Annotated in this window: 13 protein-coding genes; 3 read left to right on the top strand and 10 right to left on the bottom strand. The window is 41.2% G+C overall.

The genetic code is table 11. The features are described from left to right. Positions 1-44: 44 nt before the first annotated feature. From ACTNDS_RS05870 to ACTNDS_RS05885, 4 genes are read right to left on the bottom strand one after another with little or no spacing between them, the layout of a single operon-like run. Complete coding sequence (locus ACTNDS_RS05870; protein ID WP_173743778.1) at positions 45-569, bottom strand: shikimate kinase; 525 nt, start codon at positions 567-569, stop codon at positions 45-47. Further along, positions 566-1,069, bottom strand: a complete 504-nt coding sequence (locus ACTNDS_RS05875; protein WP_441034372.1) for a YqeG family HAD IIIA-type phosphatase — start codon at positions 1,067-1,069, stop codon at positions 566-568. Before ACTNDS_RS05875 ends, ACTNDS_RS05870 begins: the two co-directional genes overlap by 4 nt. Positions 1,070-1,083: 14 nt before the next feature. Beyond that, positions 1,084-1,944, bottom strand: a complete 861-nt coding sequence (locus ACTNDS_RS05880; RefSeq protein WP_303242345.1) for a patatin-like phospholipase family protein — start codon at positions 1,942-1,944, stop codon at positions 1,084-1,086. Between the two features lie 44 nt (positions 1,945-1,988). Further along, positions 1,989-3,350 (bottom strand): citrate/2-methylcitrate synthase, encoded by a 1,362-nt coding sequence (locus tag ACTNDS_RS05885; RefSeq protein WP_441034374.1) that lies wholly within the window; start codon positions 3,348-3,350, stop codon positions 1,989-1,991. A 231-nt stretch (positions 3,351-3,581) separates the two neighbouring features. On the opposite strand from ACTNDS_RS05885, the gene gdhA reads away from it, so the two are divergent. Further along, complete coding sequence (gene gdhA, locus ACTNDS_RS05890) at positions 3,582-4,916, top strand: NADP-specific glutamate dehydrogenase (protein ID WP_173743774.1); 1,335 nt, start codon at positions 3,582-3,584, stop codon at positions 4,914-4,916. Positions 4,917-4,967: 51 nt separating this feature from the next. Here gdhA and nrdR read toward each other — a convergent pair whose 3' ends face one another. After that, positions 4,968-5,417 carry a transcriptional regulator NrdR gene (gene nrdR, locus ACTNDS_RS05895; RefSeq protein WP_173743773.1) on the bottom strand — a complete coding sequence of 150 codons (450 nt, stop codon included), beginning with the start codon at positions 5,415-5,417 and terminating at the stop codon, positions 4,968-4,970. A gap of 173 nt (positions 5,418-5,590) precedes the next feature. Here nrdR and ACTNDS_RS05900 point away from each other — a divergent pair, with 173 nt between their 5' ends. Then, positions 5,591-5,842, top strand: coding sequence for a PRC-barrel domain-containing protein (locus tag ACTNDS_RS05900; RefSeq protein WP_173743772.1), 252 nt, complete (start codon positions 5,591-5,593; stop codon positions 5,840-5,842). Between the two features lie 133 nt (positions 5,843-5,975). Continuing rightward, the gene (sigG, locus tag ACTNDS_RS05905) at positions 5,976-6,755 is read left to right on the top strand and encodes an RNA polymerase sporulation sigma factor SigG (protein ID WP_186994467.1); all 780 of its coding nucleotides are present in this window, start codon (positions 5,976-5,978) and stop codon (positions 6,753-6,755) included. A 73-nt stretch (positions 6,756-6,828) separates the two neighbouring features. Here the strand turns inward: sigG and pap are convergent, their stop codons facing one another. The 5 genes from pap to ACTNDS_RS05930 form a co-directional block, all read right to left on the bottom strand. After that, the gene (gene pap / locus ACTNDS_RS05910) at positions 6,829-8,301 is read right to left on the bottom strand and encodes a polyphosphate:AMP phosphotransferase (protein ID WP_441034378.1); all 1,473 of its coding nucleotides are present in this window, start codon (positions 8,299-8,301) and stop codon (positions 6,829-6,831) included. A gap of 18 nt (positions 8,302-8,319) precedes the next feature. Next, a complete protein-coding gene (locus ACTNDS_RS05915; RefSeq protein ID WP_441034380.1) occupies positions 8,320-9,480 on the bottom strand; it encodes a hypothetical protein in 1,161 nt (386 codons plus the stop codon). Further along, the gene (locus ACTNDS_RS05920; RefSeq protein WP_441034382.1) at positions 9,477-11,783 is read right to left on the bottom strand and encodes a LicD family protein; all 2,307 of its coding nucleotides are present in this window, start codon (positions 11,781-11,783) and stop codon (positions 9,477-9,479) included. Before ACTNDS_RS05920 ends, ACTNDS_RS05915 begins: the two co-directional genes overlap by 4 nt. 218 nt (positions 11,784-12,001) lie before the next feature. Beyond that, positions 12,002-14,392 (bottom strand): CDP-glycerol glycerophosphotransferase family protein, encoded by a 2,391-nt coding sequence (locus tag ACTNDS_RS05925; protein WP_441034384.1) that lies wholly within the window; start codon positions 14,390-14,392, stop codon positions 12,002-12,004. Next, positions 14,376-15,539, bottom strand: coding sequence for a CDP-glycerol glycerophosphotransferase family protein (locus tag ACTNDS_RS05930; RefSeq protein ID WP_441034386.1), 1,164 nt, complete (start codon positions 15,537-15,539; stop codon positions 14,376-14,378). Before ACTNDS_RS05930 ends, ACTNDS_RS05925 begins: the two co-directional genes overlap by 17 nt. Positions 15,540-15,597: the final 58 nt, after the last annotated feature.

Consider the following 15,597-nt stretch of genomic DNA (forward strand, 5'->3'; position numbering starts at 1 on the left):
TGCGACACACTCTTATATGATTTTATAATAGTTTCTTATTTTTTTCAACTATTTTTTATTACTGTTTGCAATTTTTCTTCCAACTGGGAAATCAGCTCCTCAAAAGGCTTGTCTCCGGTGATCATTTCAATGTCAGCAAACTTTGCATAAACAGGATCTCTCTGTTTCAGAAGCTTTTTAATCTTGTCTGCCTTGTTATCCCCGTCGATCAGAGGATTGGATTTTGAATTTTCCAGTCTTTCCTTCAGAGTCTCATAAGATCCCTTCAGATAGACCACTGTTCCCAGCTGCTTAATATATTTCTCATTCTGCTCCTGCATGGGAAGTCCTGATCCCAGAGAAATCACTTTCTGTTCCTGATCCTTGATCAGCTCCTTGATCACAGTTGTTTCTAATGCACGATAAAATGGTTCCCCGAATTTATCAAAAATATCTTTAACGGACAGATTCATTTTTCTCGTAACCACACGGTCAATATCAATAAACGGTAAATCAAAATCCTTGGCCAGCCTCTTACCTACTCTTGTTTTTCCTGAACCCATAAATCCTATAATCACAATATGGTTCATGAATTCCCCTCCTCCTTTTTGTAAAAATATAACACAATTCTCTCAAGATATCTCTTCAGTACAATCTGTATCTCTTCCCTGGGATTGATAGGTTTTACCAGAATATTACGTATTCCGGCTCTTTTTGCCCCGTATATATCTGTAAACAGCTGATCCCCAATGAAAATAGTATTACTTCTGTCTGTTCCCAGCAATTCCATAGCACGGATATAATTCTTCGTAGATGGCTTGTGGGCATTTTCTATAAAACGTGCTCCCACAGAAGCATTAAATGAAGATACTCTTTCATATTGATTATTAGAAAGAAAGCAGCACTGAAATCCCAGTTCTTTCAAATGTGCAAATAATGCACAGACTCTTTCATCTGCAGGTGCGCCGTGAGGTACCAGTGTATTGTCAATATCAAAAAGCAGACCTCTGTATCCCTGTGCATACAGACTATCAAAATCAATTTCATAAGTTGAATCCAGATATTCATCCGGAAAAAAGCATTTAAACATCAGTATCCATTCCCCTAATTTCCAAGATATTCCAACAGACCATCCAGCTTCTGCTCCATCAGGTCATATCCATGCTGATAAAATTCTGTAAGAACTTTCGGATTCTTTTCAGTTCTGGAAACAGTTTTGATTTCCGGACGGACCACATAGATATGCCCTTCCTTTTCCCATTTCTCAATCAGTTCCAGTGTCCTGTTATAATTCCGGTATCGGTTCAAAAGACTGTTCAGCAGATTGGGATATTTGTGAAAAGCAGCCAGATAAACAGCCTTACTCTCTCCAGGCTTCTTTTTTCGATAGCCATAATTCCTGGTAAGAATCACCACATTCTTGCGGTACCCCTCCTTCATGGCATGAACCACGGGAATGGAATCTGCTACACCGCCGTCCACACAGGGTATCCCGTCAATCATCACCATAGGGCATACCAGAGGAATACTGGAAGACGCACGGCAGATATCCATCAGACGTTTTCTGTCATTTCTTTCCTCCAGATATTTTGCCTGGCCGGTAATGCAATCCGTCACTACCAGTTCACATTTTTTTCCGGAATTAAAATAAGCATCATAATCAAAAGGAAAAATCTCATTGGGGTATCGTTCAAACAGCATGTCCATATCAAACAGAGTTTTATTCTTCAAAGTCTGCTTCAGGCCTATGTAGCTATTATTCTTATCCTCTGTGATCACACAGGCCTTCGTCCGGCCAATCTGCCCGGATACATAATCCACTGCATTACAGGCCCCTGCTGAAACTCCTGTTACATAAGGAAACTCTATCTGATGTTTCATCAGACAGTCCAGCACTCCGGACGTGAACACCCCCCGTGTACCACCGCCTTCCAGAATTAACGCTGTCTCATTATTATTTGTCATTTTCCTCACTAATCCTTTCAAAAGCGTATTTCTATCCTATCAGTTCAGCGCTCAGCAAGAGGCACATAAACACTTGGTGCCAGCACATTTTTGTATGCCGGGCGAATGATCTTGTCCGCATTGATGAGCTCTTCCATTCGATGGGCACTCCAGCCCACAATACGTGCAACTGCAAACATAGGTGTATATAATTCCAGTGGCAGATCCAGCATACTGTACACGAAACCACTGTAAAAGTCCACATTTGCACTAACACCTTTATAAATTCTTCTTTCCTCGGCAATTACTTCAGGTGCCAGACGCTCTACCATAGAATAAAGGGCATAGTCTTTCATCCTTCCCTTTTCTCTGGCCAGAGTCTCCACATATGCTTTAAACACTTCGGCTCTTGGATCAGATACTGAATAAATCGCATGCCCCATTCCATAGATCAGACCCTTTCTGTCAAAAGCCTCCTTATGGAGTAATTTTCTGAGATACACACGAACCTCATCTTCATCTGTCCAGTCCTTCACTTCTTTCTTCATGTCATTAAACATACTTACTACTTTAATATTGGCGCCACCATGCTTTGGACCCTTCAGTGAACCAAGAGCTGCTGCAATGGCAGAATAGGTATCTGTACCGGAAGAAGATACTACATGAGTAGTAAAGGTAGAGTTATTTCCACCGCCATGCTCCATGTGAAGAATCAACGCAATATCCAGAATCTTTGCTTCCAGATGGGTATACTTCTTATCCGGTCTCAACATACGCAAAATGTTTTCAGCTGTTGTCAGATCCTTCTTGGGATTATGGATATAAAGACTTTTTCCCTTTACATAATGATTGTATGCCTGATATCCATATACAGATAACAACGGAAAAACACTGATCAGATTCAGACACTGCCGCAGTACATTTGGCAAAGAGGTATCATCCGGATTATGGTCATACGAATACAGAGTCAGAACGCTTCTGGAAAGTCCATTCATAATATCTTTGCTGGGAGCCTTCATGATTACGTCCCTGACAAAATTGGTAGGAAGTGATCTCTGGTTAGCCAGAAGTTCTGTGAAATCCATAAGCTGCTGTTTATCCGGAAGTTTTCCGAACAAAAGCAGGTATGCCACTTCCTCGAAGCCATATCTGTCATCCTGTATAAATCCTTTGGTCAGATCTTTGATATCATAGCCTCTGTAGGAAAGCTTTCCCTCACAGGGAACCTCTTTGCCATCTACCATCTTTGTGGCCTGAACATTTGAAACCTGAGTCAGACCTGCGAGAACGCCTTTACCATTTATATCTCTCAGGCCTCTCTTTACATCATATTTTGCATATAACGACAGATCCAGACTGGTATTATCCCTACAGATATCTGTAAGTTTTTCAATTTCCGGTGTCACTTTTGTTTTAAATCCTGCCATATACTATATTCCCCTTTCTTCTCTGCTTTTTCGATAATGGGCCCTCCTCATTCCAATCACCGTATTTTGCACGTCATAAATAAATTATAGCATTGTTTTCCATTTCGGTCTACACACAAATTTTTTAAAAAATTTCAGTTTTTTTTCTTTCCCTCTTTCCATTTTTAGCACATTAGTGTATAATAACGTCGTTCAAAGCAAAATCATTACAATAGATGAGGAGGAATAACAATGTCTTATACTGATGAAGTATACGAGAGAGTCGTTGCACAGAACCCAAACGAGCCTGAATTTCACCAGGCAGTAAAAGAAGTTCTTGATTCTCTTAAAGTTGTAATCGAAAAAAATGAAGAAAAATATCGCAGTCTTTCTATTCTGGAACGTCTGGTTGAGCCGGAAAGAATTATCTCCTTCCGTGTTCCGTGGATTGATGACAAGGGCGTTGTACAGGTTAACAAAGGATACCGTGTACAGTTCAACAGTGCAATCGGACCGTACAAGGGTGGTTTAAGATTCCATCCATCTGTTAACCAGGGTATTCTTAAATTCTTAGGTTTTGAGCAGATTTTCAAAAACTCCCTTACAGGACTTCCTATCGGAGGCGGTAAAGGTGGTTCCAACTTTGATCCTAAGGGTAAATCTGACAGAGAAGTTATGGCATTCTGCCAGAGCTTTATGACTGAGCTTTCCAAATATATCGGTGCTGACATGGACGTTCCTGCCGGTGATATCGGTGTTGGCGGACGTGAGATCGGATTCCTCTATGGACAGTACAAACGTAACACAGGTCTGTATGAAGGCGTACTTACAGGTAAAGGACTTTCCTATGGCGGTTCTCTGGTTCGTACAGAAGCTACAGGCTATGGTCTTGTATATATGCTGAATGAAATGGTAAAAGCAAACAACGATACCATTTCCGGTAAGACTATCACTGTAACAGGTTCCGGTAATGTTGCTATCTATGCTGTACAGAAAGCTACTCAGCTTGGCGGCAAGGTTGTTGCAATGTGCGACTCCAACGGATATATCTATGATCCTAACGGAATCAATCTGGATGTTGTAAAAGATATCAAAGAAGTAAAACGCGGACGTATCAAAGAATATGCTGACCGTGTTGAGGGTGCTTCTTATACAGAAGGCAAGGGTATCTGGAATATCAAATGTGATATCTACCTTCCATGTGCAACTCAGAACGAGCTGGATGTTGACGGTGCAAAGGTGCTGGTTGCAAATGGCTGTAAATATATTGCAGAGGGTGCTAACATGCCTACAACTCTGGAAGCTACAAATTATGTCATGAACAATGGCATCATCTTCATGCCTGGTAAGGCAGCTAACGCAGGTGGCGTTGCTACTTCTGCTCTGGAAATGAGCCAGAACTCCGCAAGACTTTCCTGGACAGCTGAAGAGGTTGACGCAAAGCTTCATCAGATTATGATCGATATCTTCCAGAAGGTTGACAGCGCTTCTAAACGTTACGATATGGCAGGAAACTATGTAGTTGGTGCTAATATTGCAGGTTTCGAGAAGGTTGTAGATGCCATGATCGCTCAGGGTATTGTCTGATCCTTAATCATATATTGGAAATATAAAAAGGGTGCATCTGCACCCTTTTTATTAATTCATAAATTTCTTAAGTTCATCCATAAAAGTACTCACATCCTTGAATTCCCTGTACACAGAAGCAAAACGCACATAAGCTACTGCATCCAGTTCCTTCAGATGCTCCATAACAATCTCTCCAATTCTGGTACTGGAAATTTCCTTTTCCTCTGTATTAAAGATTTCACCCTCTATGGCATCCATCATCTCTTCTATTTTTTCAATAGGAATGGGTCTCTTGTAACAGGCCCGGAGAATTCCTGCCTGAATCTTTCCCCTGTCATATTGCTCTCGATTCTGATCTTTCTTTATAACAGTCAGCGGAATGGACTCTACTTTTTCATATGTAGTAAATCTTCTGCCACATACATCACACAAACGGCGGCGGCGGATAGAATTGGTATCCTCTACCGGTCTTGAATCCACAACTCTGGTATTATCCTGATTACAAAAAGGACACTTCATAACGGACTATTCCCCCTGGATGTTTTGATATTTAATAACAGCTCAGTATCTTAATGATTATTTATTATACTTTATCTTTATTTCATATGTCAATAAAAGGACATGCATAAATTCTTTTCGGATTACATAAAATTTATAAAATATTCATTTTCTTATCATTCAGGTGGTTTTTTATGCGTATCTGTGAATTAAGGCAAAAAGAAGTAATCAATACCTGTACCTGCCGCAGTCTGGGTTGTCCCATAGATATCGAATTTGACTGCAGGACCAGCTGCCTTTCTGCCCTTGTCCTGCCCGGGCCCGGCAGATTCTGCTGTCTCTTTGGCAGAGATGAATTCATCATCCCCTGGGAATGCATCTGCCAGATCGGAGAAGATATCATCCTGGTAAAAATAGACGAAGAAAAGTGTCTGTGTGAAAACTAAAGGCCGGACTTTGTCAAGGCCTTTTATTTATTATATTTTGTTTAAAACAGTATAAATATCCTCCTCTCTGAGAATCATTCTATTATCTGTAAATTCCAACAGACAGTAAGAAACGATAAGGAGGATTCAAACGATGGCACTTAATAAAGTAGAAATCTGCGGAGTCAACACATCGAAGCTTCCTGTTTTGAAAGCAGAAGAAAAAACAGACCTGTTCCGACGAATCAAGGAAGGAGATGCGCAGGCAAGAGAATTATACATCAAAGGCAATCTTCGCCTTGTCTTAAGTGTGATCAGACGTTTTCAAAACAGCAACGAAAACCCGGATGACCTCTTTCAGATCGGATGCATTGGTCTGATCAAAGCAATCGATAATTTTGATACTTCACTTCAGGTCAGATTTTCCACCTATGCAGTTCCCATGATCATAGGAGAAGTGCGGCGTTATCTGAGAGACTATAACAGTATCCGGGTCAGCCGTTCGCTGAGAGATATTGCTTACAAAGCCATTCATACCAGAGAAGCATACATGAAACAGAATCTGAGAGAGCCTACGATCAACGAAATATCCGAAGAAATCGGAATTGAAAAAGAAATGATCGTCTACGCCATGGATGCCATCCAAAGTCCGGTCAGTCTTTTTGAACCGGTTTATTCAGAGGGAGGAGATACTCTCTATGTGATGGATCAGATCAGCGACAAAAAGAACAGGGAAGACCGCTGGATTGAGGATCTGTCCCTACGTGAAGCTATGAACCATCTGGGAGAACGAGAACGACATATCATCCAGCTTCGCTTTTACGAGGGAAAAACTCAGATGGAGGTGGCAAAGGAAGTAGGTATCTCCCAGGCCCAGGTCAGCCGTCTTGAAAAAGGAGCACTGAAATCCATGCGGAATTATCTTCGTCCCTGACACAGCAAAAAAGCAGTCCGACATCCGGAGATCCTTCCCCTTTCCTGTCGAACTGCCTTACATATCTGCAAATCTATTTCAGTGCTTTTTCAATTTCTTTAATTACGATTTTAAGAGCCTTGATCCGGGCGTATTTCTTATCTACAGATTCCAGTACATGCCAAGGTGCAAAGATCGTACTTGTCTTCTGAAGCATTTCATTTACTGCAATCTCATATTCATCCCACTTATCTCTGTTGCGCCAGTCTTCATCTGTGATCTTCCACTGCTTCTCAGGGTTATTCTGCCGTTCTTTGAAGCGTTCCAGCTGGGTATCCTTATCTATCTGTACCCAGAATTTAATAATCACAGCTCCCCAGTCCTTCAATTCCTTTTCGAACTCATTCATTTCATTATAAGCCCGTTTCCAGTCATTTTCACTGCAGAAACCTTCCAGTCTCTCCACCATTACACGGCCATACCAGGTTCTGTCAAAAATAGCAATATGGCCATCCTTCGGCAGCCTGGTCCAAAAGCGCCACAGATAATGGCGGGCTTTCTCATGAGGTTCCGGACTGGCAATAGGATGCACCTCATATCCTCTGGGATCCAGTGCCTCTGTAATACGTTTGATATTGCCGCCCTTACCTGCTGCATCCCATCCCTCATAAGTTATAATAACCGGAATACGTTTACGGTAAAGACGATTATGAAGCTCTCCCAATTTCTTCTGAAGAGTCTTTAATTCTTTTTTATACTCTTCCTCTTCCAGAAACTTATCTTTCAGATCAATTTCCGCAAGCTTTGGCATTTTCTTCAGAGGAAACACATTCTGAAGGATCGGCACGGAATGAGCCTGATTCTGCATGGCAACCTGAATATTACTTACCATTGTTTCCAGCACCTGAAGCTCTGCCCATTTTCTGTCAGAGGCATCAATGATATACCATGGAGCAGAAGACGCATTGGTATCTGTCATATACCGATCAAATACCTTTACACATTTCTTATAATGTTCATTTTCCCATTTGTCAAATTCGGATACTCTCCATCTGGTATCCTTTTCTGACAGAAGCAGTTCCATACGGTGGGTCTGCTCCTCTCTGTTGATCTGCATAAAGAATTTTAGTACCAGATATCCATTGTCTGTCAGCTGTCTCTCAAAATGCTGAATGCTCTGTATCCGTGCTGCATAATCTTCGCCCTCCAACTTTCCTTCCAGACATTCCCGACAGGTCTGTTCCATCCATCCTGAATCCAGGAAAGTAAATTTTCCAGCTTCCGGGATCTGTTTGAAATACTTGTACAGAAACGGATATCTCTTCTCTTCCTCTGTGGGTGCTGACATGGTAGCAACCTTGAAAAATCTTGGATCAATATTTTTTATCACTTTTCCAATGGTACTGCCCTTGCCTGAGGCCCCCCAGCCTTCAAAAAGCACCAGTACCGGTATTTTGTGTTCTTTGATCTTCATCTGAAACTCATATAACTGTGCTCTTGCAGCAGCAAGACGTTCCCTGATTTCTTCCTTCTCCGGTACACGGGCCGGACTCCAATTCGTAATCATAATTCTACCTCCCACTTTTTATATAGCACTTTTTATCTGTTTCACCCGTTTGTCCTCTCCCCGAACAGCCAACGTTTTCATATATAGATTGAAAATCTCCTGATCAGGAATATACACTTCTCCCTTCTTTCTGTATTTATTCATCATATTATGATAGGGTTTCAGGGCATCCCACAACCGCAGGTAATCCCGGTTTTCATATAAATTCATAAGATATTTCTTATGTTCTTTATAATCCTGCCCCAGATTGATTCCCTCTCCTTTTAATTTTACATATTCCCAGGACCAGTCAAGGCTTTCACGGCTTTTTCTGCCTTTTTTGTCTTTACGGTACTGGACATTCCTTTCCTTTACCAGCTCTCTGATCTGAGCTTTGTGATGACTGATAAAATCTTCACATCCTGTCTGCGTACTGATCATGACAGTAAGGGGAGGAACATAAACATCATTGATTTTATTTTCATATTTTTTTCCAAACCAGATACGCAGATATTGATCCACATCTTCAGGTATGGTAAATTCCGTTTCCTCCAGAAACACTCTTTTTGTTTTCTGAAAAAGCTGAGCCGGATAATATAAGGTAGCATTTTTCAGCCTTACCACATACTCTCCGTCTTCGGATTCATTCTGATTGATACAGAATTTTTTGTACAAATGTTTTCCCAGACGGCTGCGTCCCCCCAGAAACATAAGCCCCACAGGAATTTTACACAATCTTTCTTTCCAGTTATACTCTTCTGAGCGGCCATCTGAAAACTGTTTCCATCCGGTCTCCAGGTTTCGGTTCCATAAATGTTTCAGCCTGGATTTTATTTTACCACGAAGAGGATAGATATCCACTCCCAGACCAGGATACTGATAATTTCTACCCTCGTTCATACGAAAGCACAATGTATTTGTATCCTCATATCTGAGAAAGAAGCCTGGAAAGCGTTTATTATCATACATAGATTCCAGAGCTCTCCCGGAACAGCTTCTCTTCTGGACTGCCAGACGGAATTTCTCTATGTCCGATACCTTCATTAATACACCACCGGCAAATGGATTGTCCGGCATGTGACCGCCTCTGACTGCATGGAGAGCAAGGCGTGGTGTCAGATAACATTCGATTCCATTCTGACCACAGATCTCATCGATTTCTCTGAGCAGTGTAAGGATTACTTGTTGTTCCCTGTTCAATTTAAACTCCCATTCCTTTGTCTGTTTATTGTATTTATCAAGTCCTGAATTTCTTCCAGAGTTCCATATTTTCCAAGCCAGGAATCCAGAAACTCTCTTGCATCTCCTCTGGCAGCATAAGCAGAAGCTCTTTTACTTCCCTCTTTCAAATCCTGCAGTATTATTCTGTCCAGCTCCTGTGCTACATACTCAGAAGCTGTTTTTCTTCCTTTCAGGAAAAAAGAAAATGCCTGGTTAGTAAGACCTTCTTTCAGAAGAATTTCTCCCAGTATAAGGCAATACTCTCCATCCTCTTTACTGTCAGAACAAAGCTTTCTCACTTTTGTTTCCAGTTTTTCCAGATCTTCTGTCTTATCTGTAAAAAGAAACTCTGCATAACTTTCTGCTGCTTTCGCAGAAAATCCCAGTCTTTCTCTGCCATTCACCATAGCTGTGTACAAAATCCTTGCTTCTCTGGATTCTGTTGAATAAGAAGAATCCTGTTTATATTCTTTGATCAGTCCCTTTAAATCCTCCAGTTCCCGGCAAACTGCTGTCTCATTCAAAGCAGCCATTACTCTGGCCAGGCTGCCATATCCCATTATTTCCATATCACCAGGCAAAAGTTTTTCCCAAAGCCCGGCCAGTGCTACGCCTTCCTTTGCTTCACCGTTTTCCACCAGGCTCTGACAGGTCTGCATTGCAGGAAGCTTATACTCCTGGAGAAATTTATCCAGTTCCAGCCAGACAATTCCGTTGTTTGTGTTATCCCTTACCTCTGCATAGATTTCCAGCGCATCTCTGCACTGTCCCTCGATCCAGAGCAGGTCACCCTCATATTTATGAAAATATCCATCCTTAGGAAACAGCCCCAGACAATATTCCAGAAACTCCCTGGCCTTTGCTGTCTTTTTATCCTGCTTCGCCTGTTCTGTCAGAAAACGCACTTTAAACTTCAGGAAAGAGGGATGCTCCGGATACTTTTCCAACAGCCTGTCGATCAGCTCCTCCGACCTATCCATTTCCCGGAATTCGTAATGGCAGGCAGCCTCCCGAAACAGTATAATATCATCAAGAAGCTGCTTCTGTTCCGGCAAAAGTTCCTTTTCAGCCTCACGTACTCTCAGCATACGGTAAGCTTTGGAAACTCTCTCTGTATAGAAAAGTGTATACATTGCCGCCAGAAATGTCTCATCTTCCACCCTGATCAGACAGGGATGGTAGAAACTGTAAATGTGTACAAAATCTTCTCTTCCTATAAAATCCGGGCTGAGCTGCACCTGATAGTATTCTTTAAAAATGTGATCCAGTTTATGGAAATCCCGGTGTTCCAGAAGTTCATTCAATGAGACTTTACTTTCACAGATCTGTTTTTCCAGTTCTTCTTTTATATGCTCTCCCATCAGTTCCTGTCTTTTTCTCACCAATCTGTGGGAACGTTTGGCAGTAGCCATATAATATATTTTGCGAAATACCGCATCCTTACGAAGCTTAAAGGTATTGATCCCAGGCATATATTCCTTGCGGAATTCCTCGTAGTTCATATTTCTGCATTCTACAGAATCATGAGATTCCCTTTCTCCATGAGGTGGAATATAAGACCATTCATCTCCATAATGCCAGATCAGATAATCACTGACTTTATTGGGTATCATTACATCGATTCCCTCAAATTTCCCATATTTTACCGGAAACATCATATCTTTATCAAACAGGAACGGACAGCCGCCCCATCTCATGGCATATCTGTCACATTCCTCCTCTTTATAGGAAAACAAGATTTTTTCCAGTTTTTTCAGAGTTCTGTCTTTGCCCAGGATCAGATAAGACAGTAAATATTTCAAATACAGAGTAACCGGTACCTCATACCGGTTTCCATATACCACTGCAATATTGATCAGATCTGAATAGACCATCAGATGATTTCTGTATTTCTCATATTCTCTGTCATCGGCAGGTATGGGATCCAGTGTAAGCACGTCAATGATCTCTCCCGCCTTATCCTTACCAATGATCTGATGTCTGTGAATAGCACAGGTATCCGTAGATGCATATCTCGGAAAGGTATTGGTATAATTTCTGTCTGTATCTACACACTGCACTGCTCTGTGGGGCGGAAGTTCCTTTGGTGCCAGCTCTACCAGCTTATCCCAATCCGCTTTGGGCATATAAATATCCACATCATCATCCCAGGGAATAAAGCCTTCATTTCGCACTACACCGATCAGGCTTCCTCCCGCCATCACATAACGCAGATTATGTTTTTTACAAATTTCATCAATCTCCCGAAACAATTGCAGAAGATGTTTTTGCTTTTCAGTCATTGAGTTTCCTCTCTCATTGTTCATACCATTTTATCGTCAAGCGGATATTCGCAATCCGCTTCGCTACTTGCTCATAACCGAATAACTGCTTCGCAATTTATCAGAAGGAGCTTGCACTCCTCCTGATACAAGCAAGTCCCCTCCCACTGCTTATTGCCTTTCGCAATTGAATCAGGGGACTTACTTGATTCGTTTAAATATTATATCATATTCCTATATTAATTTGAACTATTTTTTAAAAGTCCGTAAAATAGTTCCAATGATTTCTTATTATTTTCTTTACAATTAATGGTTAACGGACAAATCTCTTTTTCCATAAAACGGAGCATTCCACTGTAGACCCCTTCCACCGAAGGCTCCACAAGAACACCACCGTAATCCTCCATAAAGCAATGAGAACCTGAAACATCCGTTGCAATGGCCGGAACTCCCAATATTCCTGCTTCAAACAAAACTACCGGAAGTCCTTCATGATCCGATGACAGAATAAAAAGATTTCCTTTTTTCAGTACAGGCATAGGATTGCGGATGGTTTTGATCAGGATAATATGATCTGCACAGGACAATTTCTCTGCTGATCTGCAGGCTTCTTCATACAGATTTCCTGCACCTCCCATAATGATCAGCCACGAATCCTTATGCTCCTTCCAGAATCTGTCAAAAGCCTCCATCAGCCGGTCATGGCGTTTCTCAGCTGAATACCTGCCGATACTGATAAATTTTATGTCTTTTTTATCCAGTATCTCTGTCAGTCTGTCCCTGGAAACAGTACATCTGGTCTCTTTCTCAAAAGCAACAGGTTCCTGGGCTCTCAGTAAGATTCCACCATAATCCTGACAATTGGGGATTACCGTAATATTATCTTTTCTGCCACCGATCCGGCATACTGACCGGACAATATCCCTGCTGACTGCTGCCACCTGATCATAGGAACTGTATGCATCCTGCAAAACATATCTTGACGGATTTTTTTTCTCCTTTAATTCCTCTTCCATATCATTATGCACCCATATGATTTTACGGAAAGGTGCATGGCCAATGAGAGAAATCATATAATTTTCGTATCCATTATAATGAACCACTGCTTTAAAATCAGAATCACCAAAATGTTTTTTCCACTCTCTGTCATAAGCATGCCCAAGTCTTTTACTCCGAATTCCAAATTTCAGGTAAAGCATCTGACAGATACCTGTGAACACATCCATGTTCATCTCGCTGGCTATAGGATATACATTTGCATTTTTGGGCAGACAATCAAGCCTCCAGGGTGCATCTTTCAGGGAATTCATTCTGTAGGAGATAAAATAATTGTATTTATTTGTATCCAGCTCCTTCATCAGATTCAGAAAGGACATGGTAATTCCATTCTGCTGAAAATCACCTGCATAAATCAGAACATTTTCCAGCCCGTTGGAAGCCATATGGGATACCCTGCATTCTTTCTCACCCAGGATTACATGGCGGCAGATCCTTCCCACACCCTCTCCGGTTTCATACGTACAGTATTTTTCCCGAAATTCCCTGGTCAGATAATCTCCCGGACTGTCCAGAAGGCTGACAAGCTCTTCTGCTGTTCTTACCAGAGGAAAAGGATATTGACGGATATCCTCATACATTCCTCTGCTTCCTGTATAGTCTTCTATATCATAAGCAAACAAAATGATTCTTTTACCTGAGTTGGCAAAATCATACATTACACTGGAATAATCCGTAATCAACACATCACACATATTCAGGATATCATAGGTATCATACACTTGAGGAAATCTGCGAATATGCCTGTAGCTGTGAAATTCCAGAGCATTTCCCACAAAAGGATGAAGCTTCACCAGAAGAACCTGATCATCCCTGAGAAGCTGATCACAGGTCTGAAGGTACTCCTTTACCCTCTCCACAGCACTGCCACTGTCTACCGCATCTGCTTTCCCTCTGAATGTAGGCATATAGACAGTAATCTGCTTTCCCTGCAGTCCCAGCTCTTTCTTTAATTTTTCGCCCTGTTCACTATGGAAAAATATCTCATTTCTCGGGTAACTGTCATGGATGATTTCTCCCTGGTAAAGGTTCTGCAGCATATATGCACCTGTCATCTTCTCTTCCATAAAACGGTTTGGATACAGAAGATAATCTGACATCAGAAGATTTCTCATAACATTTCCCATGCTGTATCTCTCATCCACATTGTCTCTTCCCATGCACTTCAGAGGTGTGCCATGCCACACATTCAGATAAACCTGTCCTTCTTTTTTTATAAATCTTCCCGGGAAAGTAGAATCATTAATGAGAAATCCTGCCCTTGACAAATACCGATAATAAGAAATACTGCCAAAAGGAATCATTTTGTCAATCTTCAATCCATAATGCTTTAGTTTCTCCCATACACCTGATTCATATCCTTTCCTTACAGCCAGGATCACAGGATAATCCTCATATTCCTTTTTATTCAGCTCCTGCAGAATGACAAAGATATTACTCTCCAGTCCACGTCCGCTGCGTGATTCCAGCAAGACCATTTTAGGATCGATTTTCTCTTTTTCATAAAAGCTATTATAAAAAGGATACCAGGTTCCGCTTTTCAGCTTTGTTTTTATTTTAGTCAATATGGACATATGCTTTTACCTCCTCACATATCTTTTGCATGCAAGGCTGCCTGACCTCATTAAAAAAGTCATTGCATCTTTGTCTCTCAGCAAAATAGGGATCCTTTCCACTGAATGTCTCATGGATCCTATCCATAAATTCCCTGAGAGATTCCGGTTTTGCACCGGGAGTAACCTTATCATATTCAAAATTCATTCCTCTTCCCTGCAGATATTTCTCTTTGTCATAGGGAAGGAAAATCATCGGTCTGTTGAGGATCAGATAATCAATATAGATACTGGAATAATCTGTGATCAGAAGATCAAAAATATTCAGGATTTCCATAATATCTTCCATCTGTTCATTTCCCAGATATACAACACGTCCGGAAAGATATTTTTCTGCAGTTCCCTTCTCACTGATATGAGTCCGCAAACAGATAAGCAGTTTTTCCTTTTCCAGAAATGCTTCCAGCTTATCCTTATCATAATCCTCAAAGGGAAACAATTCTGTAGAAGCATAATCCCTAAAAGTTGGAGCATACAAAATAATTCCTCTGTATTCCGGAAGGTCAGGATATATTTTTTTCAGGATTTCTTTTGCTGCGTTTTCTTTAAAGAGCATATCATTGCGGGGCTGACCCCAGACTTTGATTTTTTCCTGTTCAATGGCAAAGCTCTCTGCCATAATCGGAATCAGCGCTTTGGAACAGGTCAGTATCCAGGTATAATTCTCTGTAAATATTTTCCGGAAATAAACTCTGGCCATTTTACCAAGGTTGGGATCCATCAATGCTATTTTTTTCAGGGGAATCCCATGCCACAGATTCACGATCACTCTGTCCCTGTTCAGATGGGTACCATATACCGGCAATCCGGCAGAAGTAAACCAGACTCCTGCTTCCAGCACTTTTTGGATCCCCTGTCCGGAGTTTGTCTCTATAAAATATTTCTCCCCATATTGTTCTGACAGCTTTCTCCTGAGTTGATCATCATTGATCACAAAATAAGGAGTGATCTCCGGAAGTTCAGCCCTGACATATTCAAACAAATAACGGGAATTATAATTATAATGTGAATTATCTGTAGAAGAAAAAATCCACACCCTGGGATCTGGCTTTCTCTTTTTCTTATTTTTTACTAATTGTGTTTTTATCAAGCCACCTAGCTTTCCCATTCATGGTTCCTCTCTTGTCTGTCATATTTTCAAAAAATCCTGTCTGCCCTTTTGTGGG

The sequence above is a fragment of the Blautia sp. HCP3S3_C12 genome (assembly GCF_052064155.1).
In the GTDB taxonomy this organism is placed as follows: Bacteria; Bacillota; Clostridia; order Lachnospirales; family Lachnospiraceae; genus Blautia_A.